This is a genomic window from Bradyrhizobium sp. BR13661, assembly GCF_029892425.1.
Lineage (GTDB): Bacteria > Pseudomonadota > Alphaproteobacteria > Rhizobiales > Xanthobacteraceae > Bradyrhizobium.
This window is the reverse complement of record NZ_JARXWB010000002.1, coordinates 220,261-242,826: the sequence shown is the minus strand read 5'-3', so window position 1 is coordinate 242,826 and position 22,566 is coordinate 220,261. Positions and strand designations below refer to the sequence as shown.

23 protein-coding genes are annotated in these 22,566 nt (G+C 64.7%); 10 read left to right on the top strand and 13 right to left on the bottom strand.

Features of this window, described 5'->3' with window-relative positions; all coding sequences use genetic code 11:
• Positions 1-55: 55 nt before the first annotated feature.
• A complete protein-coding gene (locus tag M2427_RS04325) occupies positions 56-982 on the bottom strand; it encodes a methyltransferase domain-containing protein (RefSeq protein WP_280704937.1) in 927 nt (308 codons plus the stop codon).
• Between the two features lie 133 nt (positions 983-1,115).
• On the opposite strand from M2427_RS04325, the gene M2427_RS04320 reads away from it, so the two are divergent.
• The 4 genes from M2427_RS04320 (at position 1,116) to M2427_RS04305 (ending at position 5,842) form a co-directional block, all read left to right on the top strand.
• Positions 1,116-2,153, top strand: coding sequence for a ligase-associated DNA damage response exonuclease (locus M2427_RS04320; protein WP_280705210.1), 1,038 nt, complete (start codon positions 1,116-1,118; stop codon positions 2,151-2,153).
• Positions 2,150-4,051, top strand: a complete 1,902-nt coding sequence (locus M2427_RS04315; RefSeq protein ID WP_280704936.1) for an ATP-dependent DNA ligase — start codon at positions 2,150-2,152, stop codon at positions 4,049-4,051. Before M2427_RS04320 ends, M2427_RS04315 begins: the two co-directional genes overlap by 4 nt.
• Before the next feature lie 75 nt (positions 4,052-4,126).
• Positions 4,127-4,429 carry a DUF6460 domain-containing protein gene (locus tag M2427_RS04310; RefSeq protein WP_280704935.1) on the top strand — a complete coding sequence of 101 codons (303 nt, stop codon included), beginning with the start codon at positions 4,127-4,129 and terminating at the stop codon, positions 4,427-4,429.
• 87 nt (positions 4,430-4,516) lie between these two features.
• Entirely contained in the window at positions 4,517-5,842 is a 1,326-nt protein-coding gene (locus tag M2427_RS04305) for an MATE family efflux transporter (protein WP_280704934.1), read from the top strand.
• Between the two features lie 127 nt (positions 5,843-5,969).
• Here M2427_RS04305 and M2427_RS04300 read toward each other — a convergent pair whose 3' ends face one another.
• Together M2427_RS04300 and M2427_RS04295 are read right to left on the bottom strand one after the other, a co-directional pair.
• Entirely contained in the window at positions 5,970-7,067 is a 1,098-nt protein-coding gene (locus M2427_RS04300) for a quinone-dependent dihydroorotate dehydrogenase (protein ID WP_280704933.1), read from the bottom strand.
• Entirely contained in the window at positions 7,064-7,408 is a 345-nt protein-coding gene (locus M2427_RS04295; RefSeq protein ID WP_280704932.1) for a DUF952 domain-containing protein, read from the bottom strand. The genes M2427_RS04300 and M2427_RS04295 overlap by 4 nt, the downstream gene beginning before the upstream one ends.
• 186 nt (positions 7,409-7,594) lie before the next feature.
• Here M2427_RS04295 and M2427_RS04290 point away from each other — a divergent pair, with 186 nt between their 5' ends.
• Complete coding sequence (locus M2427_RS04290) at positions 7,595-8,248, top strand: helix-turn-helix transcriptional regulator (protein WP_280704931.1); 654 nt, start codon at positions 7,595-7,597, stop codon at positions 8,246-8,248.
• Between the two features lie 113 nt (positions 8,249-8,361).
• Complete coding sequence (locus M2427_RS04285) at positions 8,362-9,114, top strand: carbonic anhydrase (RefSeq protein WP_280704930.1); 753 nt, start codon at positions 8,362-8,364, stop codon at positions 9,112-9,114.
• Positions 9,115-9,275: 161 nt separating this feature from the next.
• On the opposite strand, the gene M2427_RS04280 is transcribed toward M2427_RS04285, so the two are convergent.
• The 5 genes from M2427_RS04280 to M2427_RS04260 form a co-directional block, all read right to left on the bottom strand.
• Positions 9,276-10,919 (bottom strand): lysine--tRNA ligase, encoded by a 1,644-nt coding sequence (locus M2427_RS04280; protein WP_280704929.1) that lies wholly within the window; start codon positions 10,917-10,919, stop codon positions 9,276-9,278.
• A 165-nt stretch (positions 10,920-11,084) separates the two neighbouring features.
• Positions 11,085-12,044, bottom strand: coding sequence for a transporter substrate-binding domain-containing protein (locus M2427_RS04275; RefSeq protein WP_280704928.1), 960 nt, complete (start codon positions 12,042-12,044; stop codon positions 11,085-11,087).
• Positions 12,045-12,161: 117 nt separating this feature from the next.
• Positions 12,162-12,752, bottom strand: a complete 591-nt coding sequence (locus M2427_RS04270) for an SCO family protein (RefSeq protein ID WP_280704927.1) — start codon at positions 12,750-12,752, stop codon at positions 12,162-12,164.
• Positions 12,753-12,776: 24 nt separating this feature from the next.
• Complete coding sequence (locus M2427_RS04265; RefSeq protein ID WP_280704926.1) at positions 12,777-12,971, bottom strand: hypothetical protein; 195 nt, start codon at positions 12,969-12,971, stop codon at positions 12,777-12,779.
• Between the two features lie 316 nt (positions 12,972-13,287).
• Positions 13,288-13,758 carry a hypothetical protein gene (locus M2427_RS04260; protein WP_280704925.1) on the bottom strand — a complete coding sequence of 157 codons (471 nt, stop codon included), beginning with the start codon at positions 13,756-13,758 and terminating at the stop codon, positions 13,288-13,290.
• A 252-nt stretch (positions 13,759-14,010) separates the two neighbouring features.
• Here M2427_RS04260 and M2427_RS04255 point away from each other — a divergent pair, with 252 nt between their 5' ends.
• The 4 genes from M2427_RS04255 to M2427_RS04240 all read left to right on the top strand — a co-directional run bounded on the left by M2427_RS04255 (position 14,011) and on the right by M2427_RS04240 (position 17,592).
• Positions 14,011-15,669: an FAD-binding dehydrogenase gene (locus M2427_RS04255; protein ID WP_280704924.1), complete on the top strand. Its 1,659-nt coding sequence runs from the start codon at positions 14,011-14,013 to the stop codon at positions 15,667-15,669.
• A gap of 27 nt (positions 15,670-15,696) precedes the next feature.
• Positions 15,697-16,590 carry a PHB depolymerase family esterase gene (locus M2427_RS04250; RefSeq protein WP_280705209.1) on the top strand — a complete coding sequence of 298 codons (894 nt, stop codon included), beginning with the start codon at positions 15,697-15,699 and terminating at the stop codon, positions 16,588-16,590.
• 135 nt (positions 16,591-16,725) lie between these two features.
• Positions 16,726-17,076 carry a RidA family protein gene (locus M2427_RS04245; protein WP_092289080.1) on the top strand — a complete coding sequence of 117 codons (351 nt, stop codon included), beginning with the start codon at positions 16,726-16,728 and terminating at the stop codon, positions 17,074-17,076.
• A 150-nt stretch (positions 17,077-17,226) separates the two neighbouring features.
• The gene (locus M2427_RS04240; RefSeq protein WP_280704923.1) at positions 17,227-17,592 is read left to right on the top strand and encodes a nuclear transport factor 2 family protein; all 366 of its coding nucleotides are present in this window, start codon (positions 17,227-17,229) and stop codon (positions 17,590-17,592) included.
• A 192-nt stretch (positions 17,593-17,784) separates the two neighbouring features.
• On the opposite strand, the gene M2427_RS04235 is transcribed toward M2427_RS04240, so the two are convergent.
• From M2427_RS04235 to M2427_RS04215, 5 genes are all read right to left on the bottom strand, one after another.
• Complete coding sequence (locus tag M2427_RS04235; protein ID WP_280704922.1) at positions 17,785-18,627, bottom strand: amidohydrolase family protein; 843 nt, start codon at positions 18,625-18,627, stop codon at positions 17,785-17,787.
• A gap of 3 nt (positions 18,628-18,630) precedes the next feature.
• A complete protein-coding gene (locus tag M2427_RS04230) occupies positions 18,631-19,611 on the bottom strand; it encodes an aldo/keto reductase (RefSeq protein WP_280704920.1) in 981 nt (326 codons plus the stop codon).
• A gap of 93 nt (positions 19,612-19,704) precedes the next feature.
• A complete protein-coding gene (locus tag M2427_RS04225; protein ID WP_280704919.1) occupies positions 19,705-20,637 on the bottom strand; it encodes a sugar-binding protein in 933 nt (310 codons plus the stop codon).
• 93 nt (positions 20,638-20,730) lie between these two features.
• Positions 20,731-21,801 carry an ABC transporter permease gene (locus tag M2427_RS04220; protein ID WP_280704918.1) on the bottom strand — a complete coding sequence of 357 codons (1,071 nt, stop codon included), beginning with the start codon at positions 21,799-21,801 and terminating at the stop codon, positions 20,731-20,733.
• Entirely contained in the window at positions 21,801-22,565 is a 765-nt protein-coding gene (locus tag M2427_RS04215) for an ATP-binding cassette domain-containing protein (protein WP_280704917.1), read from the bottom strand. The genes M2427_RS04220 and M2427_RS04215 overlap by 1 nt, the downstream gene beginning before the upstream one ends.
• Between the last annotated feature and the right edge of the window lies 1 nt (position 22,566).

Sequence of the window (22,566 nt, the reverse complement as noted above, 5' to 3'; positions counted from 1 at the left end):
TGACGCAGTGACGCTAAATTGCCGCGTGTTTAGCGCCTAGACTCAAGTTTTCTCTTTAAGTTTTCTCGGCGACGATGACGAGACCGCGCACCGGCTCGTTGTTCTCGTTGCGCGGCGAGCACGGCTCCAGCGTCAGCAGCTTCAGCCCGGCCTTCGCAATCGCACCACGCACATATTCCGCCGAATGGGCATAGCGCAGGCCTTCGCCGAGCACGACGCCATCGCCCGCATGCGTCTCCAGCGTGAAGGCGAGCACGCCGCCCGATGCCAGCACGCGCCTGGCCTCGACAAGAACAGGCGCGAGATCGGAGAGATAGACGAAGGCATCCGCGGCAACGACGAGGTTCGCGCTTGTCTCAGGCTTGCCGCGCAAGCCCTCGATCATGTCGGCGACCTCGAGCTCGGCATAAAGCTCCGTCGTCCGCGCCTCCTTGATCATGCCGGGTGAGAGGTCGATGCCGATAAAATGATCGACCTGCTTTGCGAAGGCGGCCGCCGCAAGTCCGGTGCCGCAGCCGAGATCGATGGTGCGTTTGAAGAAGGCCGGCTTCTTCGCAGCCACGCGCGCCGCCACCACCGCCTTGAAGATCAGCGAAGGCGCGCGGTAGTCGAGATCGTTGATCAGGACGTGCTCGAAGCGCGGCGCGTATTGATCGAACAGCGCCTGCACATAGGCTTTTGGCATTTCCGACAATTGCGCGTCGCCGAGCCGGATCAGATGCAAATGGGCGCCATGCTGGTCCTCCGGGTCGGACTCACGCGCTTTGCGGAATGCCGCGATGGCCTTGTCGCGCTCGCCAAGCTGCTGACGGATTTCGCCGAGCGTGAACCAGGCCGAGGTGAAGTCAGGCGCGAGCTCGATGGCCTGCTCGATCAGATCGGCGGCGGCGGGCAGATCGCCCTTGAGCTGCAGGTCGCGTGCGAACTCGAAACGGCGGTCGGCCATGAGATCGCCGGAGGATTGGAACAGGCGGAGAGGCATTGGAGGAACCGATTGTCATTGCCGGGCTTGACCCGGAAATCCATCAAAAGAGACCTCTTTAAGAGGATGGATGCGCGGGTCAAGCCCGCGCATGACGGGTTAATTTGGAGCACGACCTTCCTATATGACGACCATGCGCCCGCAAGACATCCTGCTGCCAACTGCTGACGGCCTGTGCTGCAAGCCGGGCGGCTTCCACATCGATCCCGTCCGGCCCGTGGAGCGGGCCCTGATCACCCACGGCCATTCCGATCATGCCCGCGCCGGCCATGGCGCCGTGCTGGCGACGCAGGAAACGCTCGACATGATGCGGTTGCGCTATGGCGAGAACTTTGCCGGCGCGACGCAAGTGATCAGCTATGGCGAGGAGATCAGGCTCGGCGATGTCACCGCCAAATTCCACCCGGCCGGCCACGTGCTGGGCTCGGCGCAGATCGCCGTGACGTGTGGGGACACTTGCATCGTCGCCTCCGGCGACTACAAGGATGCGCCCGACCCGACCTGCGTCCCGTTCGAGCTGGTGCCCTGCGACGTCTTCATCACCGAGGCCACGTTCGGCCTGCCGGTGTTTCGCCATGGCGATGCAGCGGGCGAGGTGAAGAAGCTGCTGGCCTCGGTCGCGCTGTTTCCGGAACGCGCCCATCTCGTCGGCGCCTATTCGCTCGGCAAGGCCCAGCGCGTGATCGCGCTGCTGCGGCAGGCCGGCTATGACGCGCCGATCTACCTGCATGGCGCGATGGAAAAGATCACCTATTACTACCAGAGCCGCGGCATCGACCTCGGCGAGCTTAGGCCTGTGGCCGGCATGAAGAAGGCTCAGCTCGCCGGCACCATCACGCTGGCACCGCCGTCCGCGACGTCGGATATCTGGGCCCGGCGCTTTCCCGATCCCGTCACCGCCTTCGCCTCGGGCTGGATGCGCGTGCGCGCCCGCGCGCGGCAGGGCGGCATCGAACTGCCGCTGGTGATCTCCGACCACGCCGATTGGGACGGCCTCACCGCGACGATCGCGGCGACCGGCGCCGGCGAGATCTGGGTCACCCACGGCCAGGAAGACGCGCTGGTGCATTGGTGCAAGACGCGACGTCTGCGGGCACGGCCGCTCGATCTCGTCGGCTATGGCGAGGAGGAAGAAAGCGAGCCGGCGGCTCCCGGCGAGGCCGAGGCATGAACCGCTTCGCCGAACTCCTGGACCGCCTCGCCTACGAGCCCGGCCGCAACAACAAGCTGCGGCTGCTCACCGGCTACTTTCGCGACGTCGGCGATCCCGATCGCGGCTACGCGCTGGCCGCACTCACCGGCGCGCTCAGCTTCAAGCACGCCAAGCCCGCGCTGATCCGCGATCTCATTGCCTCGCGCACCGATGAGGTGCTGTTCGGGTTGAGCTACGATTATGTTGGCGATCTCTCGGAGACGGTGGCGCTGATGTGGCCGAAGGCGCAAACCAATTTGCAATCTTTTCCGGGCCACCCCTCTCCCCCACCCTCCCCCGCAAGGGGGGAGGGAGCGCAGTTGCGTGCGGAGCGACAGGCGAGTTCGGCGACTGATAGTGATTCAGCGAGTGATGGACGCACAACTCTCACCGTTCCCTCCCCCCTTGCGGGGGAGGGTCAGGGAGAGGGGTACCGCGGGCGAGACGCCAGTGACGCGCTCCAGCCAAGCAACCACAACAACCCACCTCCGCCGACCCTCACCGAAGTCGTCACCACGCTGCGCACGCTCGGCAAGTCCGAGCTGCCGAGGCAGCTCGAACGCTGGCTCGACGAGCTCGACGAGACCGGCCGCTGGGCGCTGCTGAAACTCGTCACCGGTGCCATGCGCATCGGCATCTCGGCGCGCCTCGCCAAGACCGCAGCCGCCGCGCTCGGCGACAAGGACCCGCATGAGGTCGAGCTGATCTGGCCGGGCCTCAGCCCGCCCTATCTCGACCTGTTCGCGTGGCTGGAAGGTCACGCCGAAAAGCCTGTCAATCGCGATCCCGCGTCGTTCCGCCCGGTGATGCTGGCGCATGCGATCGAAGACAGCGATTTCGCAAGCCTCGATCCCGCCGACTACATCGCCGAATGGAAATGGGACGGCATCCGCGTGCAGGCGGTTGCCGGGCGCGATGATCATGGGCAGATCACCGCGCGGCTCTATTCACGCACGGGCGAGGACATCACGCGGAGCTTTCCCGATCTGGTGCCGTCGCTGCGCCTGCCCGGTGCGATCGACGGCGAACTGCTGATCCTGCGCGAGGGCCGCGTGCAGAGTTTCAACGTCCTGCAGCAGCGGCTCAACCGCAAAATCGTCTCGCCGAAGCTGATCAAGGAATTTCCGATCCACCTGCGCGCCTATGATCTGCTCGGCGACGACGCGAACGATCTGCGCGAGTTGCCGTTCTCGGAACGGCGCGCGCGGCTGGAGACCTTCATCGCAAAGCTTAGCGATCCCCGCATTGATCTCTCGCCCACCGTTCCCTTCGCGAATTGGGACGCCCTCACCGCCGCGCGCGCCGATCCCGCGAGCGCCGGCGCGGGCGAGGATGCCGACGCCGTCGAAGGCGTGATGCTGAAGCGGCGCGATGCACCTTACCTGCCGGGACGGCCGAAGGGCCAATGGTGGAAGTGGAAACGCGACCCGCACATCATCGATGCCGTGCTGATGTATGCGCAGCGCGGCCACGGCAAGCGCTCGTCCTATTATTCCGACTACACCTTTGGCGTCTGGACCGAGACCGAGAACGGTGAGGAGCTGGTGCCGGTCGGCAAAGCCTATTTCGGCTTCACCGACGAGGAGCTGCTCCAGATCGACCGCTTCGTCCGCCGCAACACCACGGAGAAGTTCGGCCCGGTGCGTCATGTCGTGCACGAAGCGGACAAGGGGCTGGTGCTGGAGGTCGCCTTCGAAGGGCTGCAGCGCTCACCGCGGCACAAATCCGGCGTCGCCATGCGCTTTCCCCGTATCAGCCGCCTGCGGTGGGACAAGCCGCCACGGGAGGCCGATCGGCTGGAAACGCTGGAAAAGATGCTGAAGGCGGACGAATCCCTACTAACAATTAAGGTTGCAGCGTCCGCCGACGGCCATTGACGCCGACGAGCGGGTTCCCCATGTGCCCCGCCGTGACCTATAATCGGGGCTAGCCCCCACGAGGAGTTTTCTGCGATGGCCCACGACGTCAGAGATTTGCCGGCCGGCCACAGCGATGGCCTGAACCGCTTTCTCGGCGGCTCGCCGCTGGCGGTCGCGTTTCGCCTGGTGCTGCTCTCGATCCTGGTCGGCGTCGTGCTGGCGGCGATCGGCTTCGACCCCTGGAATATCCTTATCAGCATTCGCCTTCTGTTCCAGCGCATCTGGGATCTCGGATTCGATGCGGTGAACTGGCTGTGGCGCTACTTCCTGCTCGGCGCGGTCATCGTGGTCCCGGTCTGGCTGCTGTCGCGTATCTTCGGCTCGCCGCGGAGGTAAGGCTTTCCAAACTGCGCGGCCGGCGCAAGCACGCCATGCCGGCCGCGATGGTGCATTCGGCGCTGGGGTCGGATACACGCACCTGACATGCACGCACCCGCTCACCCCAAAGTCGGCTCCGGCCAGGTCTTCGCCATCGCCGGCCCCGCGATGATCGCGAACCTGACGACGCCGCTGATCGGCGTGGTCTCGACCACCGCGATCGGACGGCTCGACGATGCCGCCCTGCTCGGCGGCGTCGCGATGGCCTCCGTCATCTTCGACTGCCTGTTCTGGCTGTTCGGCTTCCTGCGCATGAGCACGCTCGCCTTCACCGCACAGGCGCTCGGCGCCGGCGAGACGCGCGAGGAGACCGTGATCCTGGTCCGCGGCTTCATCGTCGCCGGCCTGATCGGCGGCGCACTGATCGTGCTGCAGCTGCCGCTGGCCGGCGTGCTATTCGATCTGATGGGCGGCAGCGCGGGCGTGACGCACGCCGCCAAGACCTATTTCATGATCCGGATCTGGTCGTCGCCGTTCGCGTTCGCCAACTATGTCATCCTCGGCTGGCTGGTGGGACAGGCCCGCGCCAATCCGGCGCTGGCGCTGCAAGTCGTCATCAACCTCATCAACATGGCGGCGACGATTTTGCTGGTGCTGGTCTACGACACCGGCATTGCCGGTGCGGCGATCGCCGCGCTGTTGTCGGAGGGCATCGGCTTCCTGCTCGGCGTCATCGTCTGCCGCCGCTATGCGCATGGCGGCTTTGCCGTTCCCCGCGCCATTCTGTTCGACCGTGCCAAGCTGATGCGGCTGCTGTCGGTGAACACCGACATCCTGATCCGCACCGCGGCGCTGATCACCGTCTTCCTGTTCTTCACCGCCAAGGGCGCGCGCGCCGGCGACGTGACTCTGGCCGCGAACTCGGTGCTCAACAATTTCCTGCTGGTCAGCGCCTTCTTCCTCGACGGCCTCGCCAACGCCGCCCAGCAGCTCTGCGGCCGCACCTTTGGCGCGCGCGACGCCAGGGGCTTTGCGGATTCGACCCGGCTGGTGCTGCTGTGGGGCCTTGGCTTTTCGCTGGTCGTCGCCGTGCTGTTCGCGCTGTTCGGGCCAAACATCATCAACTTCATGACGGCGAGCGAGGATGTCCGCCGCGCGGCGCGCGAGTTCCTGCCGTTCATCGTGATGGCGCCGATCCCCGGCGTTTTCGCCTTCGGCTTCGACGGCATCTATGTCGGCGCCACCTGGGCGCGCGAGATGCGCAATCTGATGCTGGCCTCGCTGGCGATCTTCTTAGGGATGTGGTGGGCGCTGCAATCGTTCGGCAATGCCGGATTGTGGTGTTCGCTGATCGCGTTCTACGTGGCGCGCGGCGGCTTGCAGGGCGCAAGGTATCCGGCGCTGTACAGGGCGACGTTCTCAAAAATCTAGCTCTCGTGTCCCGGACGCGCGAAGCGCGAGCCGGGACCCAGAGTGTGGTGGCATGGGCCCCGGTTCAGCAGCGCATCACGCCGCGAAGACGCGGCGCACTGCGCTGCGCCCGGGGCACGAGACCGTCTTACATCCCCGGCCAGTCTTCCGCCGTCAGCGTCGCCGCATCGGCGCCGACGATCTCGGAGAGCGAATCCCGGCCCGTTCGCAGCAGCGTCGAGGTGAGGTCGCGCTTGATCTCGTCGACGAGGCCGAGGCCCTTGTAGACCAGCGACGAGTAGAGCTGGATCAGGCTCGCACCGGCGCGGATCTTTGTCAGCGCCGCACCGCCGGAGTCGACACCACCGACGCCGATCAGCGGGAACGCGCCTTCGACGCGGACATAGGTCTCCGCAACCATGCGCGTCGAGAGGCGGAACAACGGCCGGCCCGACAGGCCGCCCTGCTCCTTCGCGCGCATTTCCTCGCGCAGCGTGCTCGGGCGCGCGATCGTCGTGTTCGACACGATCATGCCATCCACCTTGCGCGAGCGCGCGACCTGCACGACGTCGTCGAGCTGGGCGAGGCTCAGGTCAGGCGCGATCTTCAGCAGCACCGGCGTGTCGCCGGCCTTCTGCCTGACGCGTTCGCGCGCGTCGATCACGCGTCCGAGCAGCTCGTCGAGCAGCGCGCCCTCCTGAAGATTGCGCAAGCCCGGCGTGTTGGGCGAGGAGACGTTGACGGTGAAATAGCTCGCGACCGGCGCAAAGGTCTCGATCAGCTTGACGTAGTCGGAGACACGATCGGGCGAATCCTTGTTGGCGCCGACATTGACGCCGACGATGCCGCCATTCGCCGCGCGCGCGGCGAGGCGGCGCAGCACCGCTTCCGCGCCGTCATTGTTGAAGCCCATGCGGTTGATGACGGCCTCATCGCGCTCGAGGCGGAACAGCCGCGGCCGCGGATTGCCGGCCTGCGGTTTCGGCGTCACCGAGCCGATCTCGACGAAGCCGAAGCCGAGCCGCAGCAGTGCGTCGGGCACCTCCGCGCTCTTGTCGAAGCCCGCGGCCATGCCGATCGGGTTGGGAAAGTTCAGCCCGAAGGCGCGCACCGCGAGCTTCGGATCATCCGGCCGTGGCTTCACCGGCGGCAGGAAGCGCAGGCCCTGGATCGCCAGCCGGTGCGCGTCCTCCGGATCGAGCCAGCGCAGCACCGGCAGCGAGAAAGCATCGAAGGCGCGAATCACGGGACAAGCTCCGGAACGTCGTGGCCGCCGTCGGATCGCATGTTGAGGTTCATCACCGACAGCACCGCGCCGACATCGAGCTCGCCATAGAGATGCGGAAACAGCTCGTCATTGCGCGAGCGCTCCCAGCGCAACTCGGCACCACACGCGTCGCCGTCGACCTCGACCAGGAACAGCGCGCGCTGGCCGAAATAATGCTTCCGCAAGGTCTCGGGAACCTGGGTGGCAGTCGAGAAATGGATGAATCCGTCGCGCGCGTCATCCGCGCTGCCCCGGTACACGCCCTGCCGTTCCGCCTCGCGCCAGGCCGAGGCCGGACAGATTTTGTAGATCTTGACCACCTGTTCCGGCGTCCTGCTTGCTCTTTGAATCTGTTGAGGTTTTCGGCCCGGATGGGGCGGACCCAAGGCGCGACCGTAAAGGCCGCCCCCTCCGAACTCAAGAGTTAGCCTTCGCCCTTGCGTGAAAAACGGAAAACCGGTTGATTTGAGGATAGTTTTCCTGAGTTGCGACGGGCTGGACCTTCCATGGTCAAACAGGCCAAAGCGCAGAGGATGCTGACCCACGACCAGATCTGGGGCGCGCTGGATCGTCTGGCCGCGCGCGCCGGGCTGTCGCCATCGGGCCTTGCCAAACGCGCCGGACTCGACCCCACCACCTTCAACAAGTCCAAGCGCGTCACCTCCGACGGCCGCGCGCGCTGGCCCTCGACCGAATCAATCGCGAAGGCATTGGCGGCCGCGGAGTCGTCGATCGAAACCTTTGCCAGGCTGACCGAGGACGATGCCGGCGACGGCCGCACCGTGCCGCTGCTCGGCCTTGCACTCGCCAGCGCGACCGGTGCCTTTGACGACAAAGGCCTGCCGTCCGGCAAAGGCTGGAGCGAGATCGCGCTACCGACCGCCGAGGACATCAGCGCCTTTGCGCTGAAGATTTCCGGCGACGCGCTGATGCCGGCCTATCGCGACGGCGATGTCATCCTGGTCTCACCGGATACGCCGGTCCGCAAAGGCGATCGTGTGGTGGTGAAGACGAAAGCGGGCGAGGTGATGGTCGCGACGCTCAAACGCCGCACCGCCAAGGCGATCGAATTGCTGCTGCTCGATGCAGCGCAAAGCGGGCGGACGATGGCGGCGGGCGACGTGAGCTGGATCGCAAGGATCGTGTGGGCAAGCCAGTGATATGCACGACCGGACCATGACACCGTCGGCACCGCGATCAGCATTGCGACTCACCGCGCCTGTCCCCTAGGTTGCGCGCGCATTGCCGATCAAATTCATCAGAGGGAAATCTAATGCATCGTCGTCACGTCCTAAAAGCCCTGGCAGGTCTCGCCCTTTGCCCGCTCTGCAAGCCGGCTTTCGCCGCCGAAGGCGTGCACTGGAGCTATGAGGGCGCCGGTGCTCCCGCCAAATGGGGCGATCTCGACGCGGCCAACAAGGCCTGCGCGGTCGGTCTGCAGCAATCGCCGATCGACATCGAAGCGGCGATCAAATCGCAACTGCCCGCGCTGAAGCTGAGCTGGGGCAAGAGCGCCGACACCATCGTCAACAACGGGCATACGATCCAGCTCAACTTCGCCGAAGGCAGCACGCTTCTCCTCGGCGACGTCAAGTACAAGCTGCTCCAGGTGCATTTCCACCGGCCGAGCGAGCACATGATCGGCGGCAAGAACTTTCCGATGGAGGCGCATTTCGTCCATCGCAACGACGCCGGCGGTCTCGCCGTGGTCGGCGTGCTGATGGCCGAAGGCAAGCCGAACGCGGCGTTCGGCAAGATCGTCAAGACCATGCCGGTGGAGGAAGGCCCGCCGGTGAAGGCCGACGCGACCATCGATCCTCACGCCATGCTGCCAACCAAGCTCAGCTACTTCCGCTATCCCGGCTCTCTGACGACGCCGCCGTGCTCGGAAGTGGTCGAATGGCTGCTGCTCACCGACCCGATCCAGGTGTCGGCTGCCGACGTCGCCGCGTTCGCAAAGCTCTATCCGATGAACGCGCGCCCGGTGCAGAAGGACAACAGGCGTTACGTGCTAAAGTCGATTTGAGCCTGAGATCTGCAAAAGACTGTCGTCCCGGCGAAGGCCGGGACCCATACGCCGCAGCAGAAGTGGTAGTCCCAAGTGGTCACGACCAGCCTTCGCCAAAGCCAATTCGGTGGTTATGGGTCCCGGCCTTCTCCGGGACGACATTGGAGAGAGTTGGGACCTCACGCACTCCTTGCCAGCGCGCCGTCGATCATGTTGACGGCGTTCTGCACGCCGTACACCGCGACGAAGGAGCCGAAGCGCGGGCCCTTCTCCTGGCCGAGCAGCACCTGGTAGAGCATGTTGAACCAGTCGAGCGTGACGCCCGGGCGGCCGTCCTTGCCCTTCTTGACCGGGTCGAGGAACGGCTCGCGGCGGCCGATCTCGTACACGACGTTCTGGATGTCCTCGGCTGACGCATCCGCCGGCAACTGTGACAACGCCTCGCGCAGGTCCTGCAAGGCCGCGCGCTCGGTGTCATTGGGCACGCGGAACTGCTTCGTCGGCGCGACGAAGTCGCGGTAGTAGTTGATGGCGTAGCCGACCATTGCATCCAGCTTCGGATGCGTCTGCGGGCTGACGCCGGGACGATAGCGGCCGATGAAGCCCCACAGCGTCTCGGCGTTCTCCGCATTCGACGACGACACCAGCGTCAGCAGCAGCTGGAACGTCACGGGCATATCGCCCTGCGGCGGATGGCCGTGATGAATGTGCCAGACCGGATTGCCAAGCTGCTGCTTGTCATCCTGCCTGGGAAAGCCGTCGATGAACTGCTGATAGTCGTCGACCTGGCGCGGGATGACGTCGAAGAACAACCGCTTCGCCGCCTTCGGCTCGCGATACATGAACAGCGACAGCGATTCCGGCGAGGCGTAGCGCAGCCATTCGTCGATGGTGAGGCCGTTGCCCTTCGACTTCGAGATCTTCTGGCCCTTCTCGTCGAGGAAGAGCTCGTAGTTGAAACCTTCGGGCGGCGTGGCGCCGAGCGCCCTGGCGATCGCGCCCGACAGCTTGACCGAGTCGATGAGATCCTTGCCGGCCATCTCGTAGTCGACGCCGAGCGCAACCCAGCGCATCGCCCAGTCTGCCTTCCACTGACACTTGACGTTGCCGCCGGTGACAGGCGTTTCGACTTCCTCGTTGGTGTCAGGATCGACATAGGTCACCGTGCCGGCGGCGACGTCGCGGCGAATCATCGGCACCTGCAGCACGACACCGGTGGTCTTGCTGATGGGCAGGAACGGCGAATAGGTCGCGCGGCGATCGGGGCCTAACGTCGGCAGGATGATGTCCATCACCTTGTCGTAGGCGGCGAGCATCTTGAGCAGCGTCGCGTCGAAGCGGCCGGACTTGTAATAGACGGTCGAGCTCGCGAACTCGTAATCAAAGCCGAAATGATCCAGGAACGCGCGCAGGCGCGCGTTGTTGGCGTCACCGAACGACGGATGCTCGTTCGAGAACGGGTCGGGCACCGCGGTGAGCGGGCGGCCGAGATATTGCGCCAGCAGATCCTTGTTCGGCACGTTGTCAGGCACCTTGCGGAATCCGTCCATGTCGTCCGAGAAGGCGAGCAGGCGCGTCTTGATCTTGTCTTCGGTCAGCACGCGGAAGGCATGCCGCACCATCGAGGTGCGCGCGACTTCGCCGAACGTGCCGATATGCGGCAGGCCGGACGGTCCGTAACCGGTCTCGAACAGCACCTCGTCCTTCGGGCTTTTCTTCAGCCGCGCGACAATGGCCTTCGCCTGCTCGAACGGCCAGGCGTTGGATTGTTCGGCGAGCGCACGAAGATCGCTCGGGCTCATGTTCGGATCGATAACGGACATCAAGGGGCCTCCGGGCCGCGGAAAATAGCGATTTTTGCGCGGAATGCAAAAATGGTCTTGATCGTCATTCCGGGGCGATGCGCCAGCATCGAACCCGGAATCTCGCGCCACAATCTCGAGATTCCGGGTTCGCGCTTCGCGCGCCCGGAATGACGGGGTGAATGGCTAAAACGGGCTCACCGAAAAATAGCGCAGCCACAGATCGGTGTAGCGGCCTTTTTCCCAGACGCGGAACAGGGCCCAGTTCAGGGCCTGGCGCAGCACGTCGTTGCCCTTGCGCACGGCGATGCCGATGCCTTCGCCGAAGAAGCGGCTCTCGACGAAGGGACCGCCGGAGAAGGCGCAACAATCGCCCGAATCCGTACCGTTGATCCAGAACGCCAGCGAGATGGCATCGCCGAAGATGAAATCGACTTCACCTTTGCGGAGCGCGGCGCGGAGCGCATCGTCGTTGGGATAGGGGTGCAGCTCGGCGTCCGTGAACATCGCCTTCAGATACGCCTCATGCGCTGAGCCCGCGATGACGCCAACCTTCTTGCCTTCGAGATATTCGGGCCGGATCTCCGGCATCACCGCGTCCTTGCGCGAGGCGAAGCGCGCCGGCACGCGGTAATAGGGATCGGTGAAATCGACGCGGGCGCGCAGTTGCGGGCTCACCGCCATCGAGGCGATGATGGCATCGCCCCGGTTCGAGGTGAGCGCATCGACCAGCGTCTCGAAGCGGCGCATCTGCACGGTGCAGGTGACCTTGATTTCCTCGCAGAGCGAGCGGGCGAGATCGACATTGAAGCCGGCCGGATTGCCGTCGGCGCCGGTGTAGTTGAACGGCGGGTAATCCGTCTCGGTCAGGAAACGGATCACGGTCAGGCGCGACAGGTCCGGCCGCTCCGGGCGCCGCCGCGGGTCCCAGAAGCCGGGCACGGCCTGGGGTGCGGCCTGAACGGGAGCTTGGACGGCGGCTTGGGGCGCGGTTTTCGGCTTGGCCTGAGGCGCGGCGGGGGGCTGCTTGGCCGGGGCTTGGGCGCGGGCGCAAGGCGCACTTGCGAGCAGGCACACGGCAACAGCCAGCCCTGTCAGCAAGCCACGGGCAGATTTGAACGATTTCGCCTGTTGCGATGGAGCCATCGACCGGAAATGAATGAATTTCGTTGGGATCGGAAGGCCTTATAGACCATCCGGCCGGGAACGCGAGTGCGGAATGTGGTTACTCCGCCATCATGGCCGGGCGAGATCGGACGTTTCTTACAGATACTTCTTCAAATCCGTCGCAGCCTCTTCCGGGGTCCGCTTCAGGTTGAACGGCGAGACGAAGCGGCCGTCGCGGTCCATCAGATAGATCAGCGCGGTGTGGTCCATGGTGTAGTCGCCGTCCTTGGTCGGGACCTTCTTGGCATAGACCCGGTAGGAGGTGATCACCTTGGCGGTCTCCGCGGGATCGCCGGACAGGCCTTCGAGATGCGGATCGAAGCTCGAGAGATAGTCCTTCATGGTCGCGGGCGTGTCGCGCTCGGGATCGACCGAGATGAAGACGGCGTTGACCTTGTCGGCGTCCTGGCCCAACGCGCGCAGCACTTCCGACAGCTCGAACAGCGAGGTCGGGCAGACATCAGGGCAATGGGTGTAGCCGAAGAAAATCAGCGTCGGCTTGCCCTTCAGGCTCGCTTCGGTGACCGCCTTGCCGTTCTGGTCGGTGAGCTTAAACGGGCCGCCGATCGCGGCCGGCTGCGCCACCTTGCTGACCCCGCCCATGGCCCAGAACAGCACCAGGAGGCCGACGACGAGGCTTGAGGCGAAGGCGGTTGCGATCACCAGCGGACGGGCAGCGGAGCTCATGAGCGGAAAACTTCCTGTCGCGGGTCAGAAGCAGGCGGCAAAGCCGGTCCTGATCATTTCGAAGAACACCTGGGTGCCGTAGTGGAACCAGAGCGCGAGCGCGCCGATCACCATCAGCGCACCGACGCCCGCGCCGAGCCACAGCAGCACGGATGGCGTACGACCGGCAGTGGACGAATTGTCCTGTAACGGATGTGCCTGTTGCAGTGGTTGAGCCATGACAAGGATCGGGTTCGCTGCCTTTGAAATAGGCGCTTGGAAGCGGCCGGGCAAGCCAAACGGGGCGGGGTGGAGATCACGTGGTGCGGAGGTGAGGCGCAACGACCTATCCTCGTCATGCCCGGGCTTGTCCCGCCTGCGCGGCCGAAGCCGCTTCGGCGCGGCGAAGGCCCGGGCATCCACGAACTTTTCGCCTGGCCCAAAAACGTGGATGGCCGGGACATAGGCGAGCGGAAGCGACGCCGTCCTTCGGACGGCTATGCCCGGCCATGACCACATCGAGAGCAGTGTGAAAGGCGATCGACGACCGCGAAGCCTACCTAGCCGACGGCTTGATCGCCGAGGCCTGCGCGTCGAGGTAGCAGGGCTTGTACATGGCCTGCAGCTGCTTGCCCTTCAGGAACAGCATGTGGGGGGTGAGGCCGCCGCGCTGCGAGATCCAGCGCTTCACCTGCGAGGGATACATCGCATAGAGCATCTGCGTTGCTTCGGGATTGGTGACGGCGCGGCCGTTGCTGCCGAAATCCCAGGCTGCGTGGAAGCCGAGCGTCGCGTGCGAGGTGACGCAGATGCGATCGTGCGGGATGGCGCCAAGGACGATGGTGCAGGCGGAGGCGCAGAGGCCGTCGATGATGACGGTGTCGCCGGACTGACGGAGGTCCTGGTACTTGTCGACGTAGGTTCCGATCCGGCCGCCGCGGTCATCCGCGATCCGAACCACCGCGTGAGACGCCCCCATGCATGCGATCAGGCAAACCGCCGCAAGCAACCCCGTCAGAAACTTCATTATCCCCCGCCCCAGTCGTTTTCGAATCTGTGTGTCAGGTGGTGATGCGCGCCTAGCGTCGGTCGTTACCGTGGTTTTGTCTAGGCAGGCCGGCTCGCTCAAAACAAATTCAAATCCAGTGTTGCGTTCGCGCTGCACTCAGGTCCGACTCGATCCCAAAGTGGAACAAGTTAACGAGGTCTTACGCGACAAGCCCTTGATCTCAATGACGGCAGCTGGCTTCAATTCCGGGCAACTACAGGGGGGAACTCAATGGCAGACCAGGCGGACGTGATCGTCGTCGGCGGAGGACTATCGGGACTTGTGGCGGCGACCGAAATCGCCGACGCCGGCAAGCGCGTCATCGTCATCGACCAGGAGGGCGAGCAGTCGCTCGGCGGCCAAGCGTTCTGGTCGTTCGGCGGATTGTTCCTGGTTGATTCGCCGGAGCAGCGCCGGCTCGGCATCAAGGACTCCTTCGACCTTGCGATGCAGGACTGGCTCGGCACCGCCGGCTTCGACCGCGTGGAAGACTTGTGGCCGCGCAAATGGGCCGAAGCGTATGTCGCGTTCGCAGCGAGCGAGAAGCGCGACTGGCTGCGCGCGATGGGTCATCGCATCTTCCCCGTGGTCGGCTGGGCCGAGCGCGGCGGCTATGACGCGATGGGCCACGGCAATTCGGTGCCGCGCTTTCACGTCACCTGGGGCACCGGCCCCGGCATCGTCGAGCCGTTCGAGCGTCGCGCCCGCGAAGCCGCCAAGAGCGGCCGGCTGATCTTCAAATTCCGCCATCGCGTCGATGCGCTCTCCGTCACCAACGGCGTGGTGGATGGCGTCAGCGGCGCCATTCTCGAAGCCACCAATGTCGAGCGTGGCAAGAGATCATCGCGCAACGTCGTCGGCGAGTTTGCGCTGAAGGCGCAGGCCGTGATCGTCGCCTCCGGCGGCATCGGCGGCAACCATGACCTCGTGCGCGCGAACTGGCCGCAGCGGCTCGGTACGCCGCCAAAGTTCATGATCTCCGGCGTGCCCGAGCATGTCGACGGCCGCATGATCGGCATCACGGAAAAAGCCGGCGCGCGGCTGATCAACCGCGACCGCATGTGGCACTATGTCGAAGGTATCCAGAACTGGTCACCGATCTGGCCGCGCCACGGCATCCGCATCTTGCCCGGCCCGTCCTCGATGTGGTTCGACGCAACGGGTACGCGGTTGCCGGCGCCGCTCTTCCCGGGCTCCGACACGCTCGGCCAGCTCAAATACATCATGTCGACAGGCTATGATTATTCCTGGTTCATCCTGACCCAGGCCATCATCAAGAAGGAATTTGCGCTGTCGGGCTCCGAGCAGAATCCGGACCTTACGGGAAAAAGCTGGCGCATGACCTTGCGCCGCGCCACCAACAAGGGCGCGCCGGCGCCGGTGGAGGCGTTCAAAAGCCATGGTGTCGACTTCATCGTGCGCGACAAGATCGCGGACCTCGTTGCCGCCATGAACAAGCTCGCCGGCAATGATCTGCTCAAGCTCGACGCGATCAAGATGCAGATCGAGGCGCGTGACCGCGAGATCGCCAACCCTTACGTGAAGGATGCGCAGGTGATGAACATCCACAACGCGCGGCGCTATATCGGCGACAGACTGATCCGCACCGCCTCGCCGCACCGCATCCTCGATCCCGCACATGGCCCGCTGATCGCGGTCAAGCTCAACATCCTCACCCGCAAGACGCTCGGCGGCTTCGAGACCGATCTCGACTCCCGCGTGTTCGGCACTGATGGACAGATCATTCCAGGGCTCTATGCGGTCGGCGAGGCCGCAGGCTTCGGCGGCGGCGGCGTGCACGGCTATCGCTCGCTGGAGGGCACCTTCCTCGGCGGCTGCCTGTTCTCGGGCCGCAACGCGGGGCGCGCCGCGGCAAAGGCAGTGGGATAGATCATGCGGTGGTTGGCCGGTGTTTCCATGTTCGCGGTGGCGCTGCTGGCCGCCGTGCCTGTTCGCGCCGACACGATCAACCTCAACGGCACGGATCGCAGTTACATCGTGATGCGGGCGCCGAAGAAGCCCGCGCCGCTGGTCGTCGTGCTGCACGGCAAGACGCAGAGCGGCGCCGACATGGTGACGCGGACGGCATGGCCGCTGATCGCCAAGCGCGACGACTTTGCCGTGGTCTTCCCCGATGGCCTCGACCACGCCTGGGCCGATGCACGGCCCGACGAACGGCGCGCCGGCAGCGGCCCGCCCGAGGGCACCGACGATATAGCGTTCATCGCCGCGCTGGTGAACAAGCTCGTCAAGGACGGCACGGCGGACGCGACGCGCGTCTATGTCACCGGCATTTCCAATGGCGGCGCGATGGCCATGACGCTGGTGTGCAATCGCGCCGATCTGTTCGCGGCGGGCGCCAGCGTCATCATGAACCTGACCGATGAATCGGCCGCCGCATGTCATCCATCGCGGCCGCTGCCGATGCTGATGATGAACGGCACGGTCGATCCGCTGATCCCCTATGAGGGCGGCCGCGGCACCAGCTATTTCGCCGCCAACGGCTATTGGTCGACGGAAAAGACGCTTGCGTTCTGGCGCAACCTCAATGGCTGTGCCGCGACCGACGCCGGCGTGACCGAACTGCCCGACAAAAATCCCAGCGATCAGTCCACGGTGACGCTGATTTCGTCACGCTGCCCACCGGGACACGATGTCGCGCTCTATCGCGTCAACAATGGCGGCCATCGCATGCCCGGCATGTTTCCAGATGCCCGCTTCCCGAAACTTGCCGCCGCCCTGCTGGGCCCGCAGAATGGCGACATCGACGGCGCCGAGACGATCTGGGCGTTCTTCAGCCGGTTTCCGTGAGGCACGCATGCATCGTCAGGATCGCATGCGTGCCCGGCAACGCATGCGTGCCTGGCAACGCATGCGTGCCTGGGGTGGCACAGCGAGGTGTGCTGCGCTAGACAGGGCCGCCATTCCCTCAAGGAGATCCCGCAAATGAGCATTCAGCGTTTTGAAACCGGCCCGCGCATGAGCCAGGTCGTCGTGCACGGCAACACCGTCTATCTCGCCGGTGTCGTCGCCAGCAACGCGGCCGGTGAAAGCGTGACCAAGCAGACCCAGGACATCCTGAAGACCATCGACGGCCACCTCGCCAAGGCCGGCACCGACAAGTCGAAGCTGCTGTCGGCCACGATCTACATCACCGACATGAAGACGTTCCAGGAAATGAACGCCGTGTGGGACGGCTGGGTCTCGCCCGGCAACACCCCGGCCCGCGCCACCGTCGAAGCCAAGCTGGCCGCGCCACAATACACCGTCGAGATCATGGTGACTGCGGCGAAGTAATTTTCGCAGCACCAACATACGAGGGAGCGCGATGAGCCATCATCGCGCTCTTTTTTTTCGAACACACGATCTCCGAGGTAATCGATCCCCGCGCGCGAACCTTCGATAGTGACGGTCAGCCGAACCACGGCGCCATCGAAGGAGAGCCCCATGACCGACCACGTCACCATCGCCCGCCGCTACATCGATCTCTGGAACGAGCGCGCGCAAAGCCGCCGGCGCGAACTGCTGAGCGAAAACTGGACGGCGGATGCGAGCTATGTCGATCCGTTGATGAAGGGCGATGGCCGGGACGGCATCGATGCACTGATCGCAGGCGTGCAGCAGCGCTTTCCCGATTTCAAGTTCAGCCTGATCGGCGAGCCCAACGGCTACGGCGACCATGTGCGCTTCTCATGGGGCCTCGGCCCCGATGGTGCCGACAGCCCGATCAAGGGGACTGATTTCGCCGTGCTGAAGGACGGCCGTATCCAGAGCATCACGGGATTTCTGGATCAGGTGCCTGCGGGCGCGTGAGGGGGCTGCTCGTTACTGTGCCCTCTCCCCCTGCGGGAGAGGGCAGCTCCGCTGGTGGACACAGACTCACTAGGGCGAGGGGTCTGTCTCCGCATAGGCAGTCCTGGACTTGCGCAGACAACCCCTCATCCGGCGCTTCGCGCCACCTTCTCCCGCAAGGGGAGAAGGAAGAAAGGAGCGCCTCGACCGCGATTATGTCAGCCGATACGCAGCCTTTGCATTCACCCCGAGCGCCTTCTCGCGCACGCTCGGACCCAGCTTTGCCAGGCACGCCTCCAGCGCGCGCTTGATTTCGCCGTAGCTGCCCGCGAGCAGGCACACCGGCCAGTCCGAGCCGAAGATCAGGCGATCCTCGCCAAAGCAATTCGCAACGTGCCGGAGATACGGAAACAGCAGCTCGGCGTCCCAATCGTTCCATTTCGCTTCGGTGGCGAGGCCCGAGACCTTGCACCAGACATTGCTGCAGGCTGCCAGCGCTGCGATGCGGTCGGACCATTCGACGCTGCCGCCATCGGCGATCGGCGGCTTTGCGGCGTGATCCAGCACGAAGCGGGCCTGTGGAAAGGCCTTTGCGGTCGCGATCGCGGCGGGCAGCTCGCGGGTGCGGACGAGGAAATCATAGGTGAGGTCGCGGGCGAACAGTTCAGCCAATCCGCGCTGGACATCGGCGCGCAACAGCCAGTCCGGATCGGCCTCGTCGTGAACCTGGTGGCGGATACCGACCAGCTTTGTGCCGCCCGGCAAATTGCGCAGGCGATCGAGCGTGTCGCCGAGCGAGCCGTTCGTCAGATCAGCCCAGCCGACGACGCCAATGACAGTGGGCGTGGCATGCGCGACCGCCAGGAATTCCTCGGTCTCCTCGAGCGAGGAACGGCATTGCACCAGGATGCTCGCGTCGATGCCGTTCGCTCTCAAGAGCGGCGCGAGATCGGCAGGGCCGAAGGCGCGGCGGATCGGCGTCAGCTCAGGGGCATTCATCCAGGGATAGTTGGCGCGTGCGGGATCCCAGAAATGCTGGTGGGCGTCGATCATCATGGCTTACGCTCCGCCCGGCAGCGGCGCCCGTGCGTCGACCAGGTTTTTGGCGCGCAGCTCCTGCCAGAAGGCCTGCGGCACCGCGCGCTCCGACATCGCGATGTTGTCGGCGACTTCTGCGGCGTTGCGTGCCCCCGTCACGGCGACCGTGACCGCCGGATGGGCCATGCAGAACTGAAAAGCCGCGGCCTTCAGCTCGGTGCCGTGCTTGCGGGAGAGTTGCTCGAGCTCGAGCGCGCGCGCCACGAGCGCCGCGCCGGCGTCCTCATAGTTGAACTTCGCACCGGTGTGCGGATTGGCCAGGATGCCGCTGTTGTAGATGCCCCCCAGCAGAATGCCGATGTTCTTCGCGGCGCAGATGGGGAAAAGCGCATCCAACGCGCCCTGGTCGAGCAGCGTGTAGCGGCCGGCGAGCAGGAAGCAATCGACCGGCACGGCTTCGGCGAACCGCGTGAGCATCTCCGACTGGTTCATGCCGGAACCGATCGCCTTAACCGTGCCGTCGTCGCGCAGCCGCATCAGCGCACGGAAAGCACCGTTGACGGCATCGTCGTAGTGATCATCGGGATCGTGCACGAGCAGCACATCGACGCGATCGAGCCCGAGGCGGTCAAGACTTTCCTCGACCGACCGCATCACGCCGTCATAGCTGAAATCGAATTGCGGCCGCAGCGCGGGCGCGTCCTTGTAATGATCATCCTCGACCGTCGTGCCACCAGGCGCGCGCAGCAGCCGGCCGACCTTGGTCGAGATCGCATAGGACTCGCGCGGCTGTTGCCGCAGGAAGGCACCCAAACGGCGCTCGGCGAGACCAAAGCCGTAGAGCGGCGCGGTATCGAAGAAGCGGATACCCAGCGACCAGGCCTTCGCGACGGTGGCTTCCGCGTCCGCATCGCTGACCCCCGAAAACAGGCCGCCGAGCGGCGCGGAGCCAAGGCCGATTGTGGTGACGTCGAGGCCTTTAGCCAACTGCGCACGCTTCATTGCAATGTCCTTCCAATCCGCAAAAGTAGCACTCCCTCCCCCGCGAGCGCGGGAGAGGGAGTGTAACGCAGGAACGTTGGGCTGGTAATGTTCCTACTTCAGGAGCTGGGCGACGTTGTCCTTCGTCACCAGGTCGAGACCGGTGTAGATCACCTCCGGAACCTTCTGGCCCTTCTTGATGGCGAGCAACGTGTCCATCGACTTCTCGCCCATTTCGAACGGACGCTGGCCGGTGAGCGCGTTGGAGTAGCCGTCGCGCAGCAGTTCGAGCTGCATCTTCAGCGTATCGGCGACGACGAGCGTAAACTTGCCGGCGTCGATATCCTTCTTGTTCTTGTTGACAAAGGCCTTGTAGCCCTCGGGCGCGAACATCGGCCAGCCGCCGACCGGCACGATCGCCGCGAGATCGGGCGTCGCCGTACGGAGGTCCGCCATCTGCTGAACCGCAAGCGCGGAATCGTCGTTGCAGAAGGTCGGCGAACCCTGGACCTCGACCCATTTGGAGCCCTTGAGCGCTTCGCGGACACCATCGACACGCTCGGCAAGGTTCTTCGCACCCGGGCCGCCGGAGACCATGGCGTATTTGCCGCCCTCGGGGCGCAGCTGGAGCAGCTGCTTGCCGAGCGCGAGGCCGAAGTCCTTGTTGTTGGTGCCGATATAGGCTTGCCGCTTGGAGCCCGGCGCATCCGCGTCAAACGTGATGACAGGGATGCCGGCCGCAGCCGCTGCGTCGATCGACTTGGTCATCGCCGCGACGTCGGCGACCGAGATGGCGAGCCCATCCACCTTCTGGGTGATGAAGTCCTGGATGATCTGCGCCTGCGTCGCCGGCTCGTGCTCGATGGGTCCCTTGTAGATGCACTCGACATTGCCGAGCTCCTTGGCGCGCTTCAGGCAGCCGTCACGCGCCACGTCGAAGAACGGATTGTTCATCGCCTTGGGAACGACGGCGAACTTGTAGGTCTGGGCAAATGCCGGGGTCGCCATCATCGCGATGGTCACGCCAGCCAACAGAAGCTTCTTCATGCTTTCCCTCCACACTTTGATGCCTATCCATTTGTGATGTGATGCTCCGGCAGGCGGATAGACGATCTTTCGTTGTCCTGCCGGAGTAACTCGTTAAGTCATGCGCGAGCGGATGCGGTCGACCAGCACGGCAAGGATGATGATCACGCCCACCAGCGTCTGCTGCCAGTAGGAGTTGACCTGCGCGAGCACGAGGCCGTTGCGGATCACCTCCAGCAGCACGCAGCCGACGATGGCGCCCAGGGGACCACCAAGGCCGCCGGCGAGGTTGGCGCCGCCGATGACTGCGGCCGCAATGACGTTGAGCTCGTAGGACGTCGCCATATTGGCAGGCGCGGATCCGAGCCAACCCGAGATGATGATGCCTTGCAGCCCTGCGGCGAGCGCGCAGATCACATAGACTTCGATCTTCACGCGCACGACCGGGATGCCGGTCAGCTCGGCCGCCTTCTCGTTGCCGCCGAGCGCAAAGACGTGGCGACCGAAACTCGTGTGATGCAGCACGACCGCCATCACGGCCGCGAGTATCAGCAGATAGATGAAGGGCGCAGGCACGCCGAGCACGTCGCCCGAGGTCAGCGCGTAGAAATACTCGGCATCGGGCCCGCCCGGGAAGCTGCCGCGGCCGTTCGAGACGACATAGGCGAGCCCGCGCACGATCGAAAGCATGCCGAGCGTGGTGACGAAGGGCGACAGCCCGAGCATCGCAATGCAGAAGCCGTTGACGAGCCCGACGACAAACGCGGTGAACAGCCCTGCGAGTATCGAGATCAGAAGGATCAACCCGGGCACATTGGCGACGACCGTCTTGCCATCGGCGGCCATATGCACGAAAGGCGATCCCGGCGCCGACAGCTCGACCATCACCATCGAGGTGATCATCGCGGAGAAGCACATCATCGAGCCGACCGAGAGATCGATGCCGCCGGTGATGATGACGAAGGTGATTCCGAGCGTGGCAATGGCGATGAAGGAAAAGTTCTTCGCCACGTTCTGCATGTTGCCTTCAGTGAAGAAATAGGGGCTGGCAAAATGCATCACGATCATCAGCACCACGAGCGCCAGCAGGACGTAGCCGGTCTGCGAGGCAAAGATGCCACGCTGCCACCATTTCGAGCGGCCGACATTGGTGAAGGAGATCGGGGTTTCCATGGGTACGGACATTACGCCGCCTCCTTCGCGCCGGTGATGAGGGCGGTGACTTCCTCGGGGGACGTCTCGTGGATCGGCTTGTCGGCGCGCTTCTCACCGCGGCGCATGACGATCACGCGGTCGCACACCGCGAACACGTCGGGCATGCGGTGGGAGATCAGCATCACGGCGACGCCCTGCTCCTTCAGACGGTGGATCAGGCTCAGCACCTGCTCGACCTGGCGTACGGAGATCGCCGCCGTCGGCTCGTCCATCATCACGAGCTTGGCGTTGGACAGTCGCGTGCGCGCGATCGCCACAGCCTGGCGCTGGCCGCCGGACATCTGCTTGACCAGATCATGCGGCCGGGTTTCCGAGCGCAATTCGCCGAACAGCTCCAGCGCGCGCGATGCCATCGCCTTGTGATCGAGCAGCGCGATCGGGCCGTATTTGCGCTTGAGCTCGCGGCCGAGGAAGACGTTCGCCGCTGCCGTCAGATTGTCGGCGAGCGCGAGGTCCTGATAGACGACTTCGATCCCGACCGCGCGAGCGTCAATGGGCCGATTGAAATGGACGGCGTTGCCGTCAAAGCGGATCTCGCCATGGGTGGGACGAAAATTTCCGGCGATGATCTTGACCAGCGTCGACTTGCCGGCGCCGTTGTCGCCCATCAGGCCGACTACTTCGCCGGGCCGCACCTGCAAGTCGACGTCATGCAGCGCGCGGATCGCGCCGAACTCCTTGCCGATGCCCGTCAATTCCAGAACCGGCTGGCCGTTTGCTTGCGTCGTTGTCATG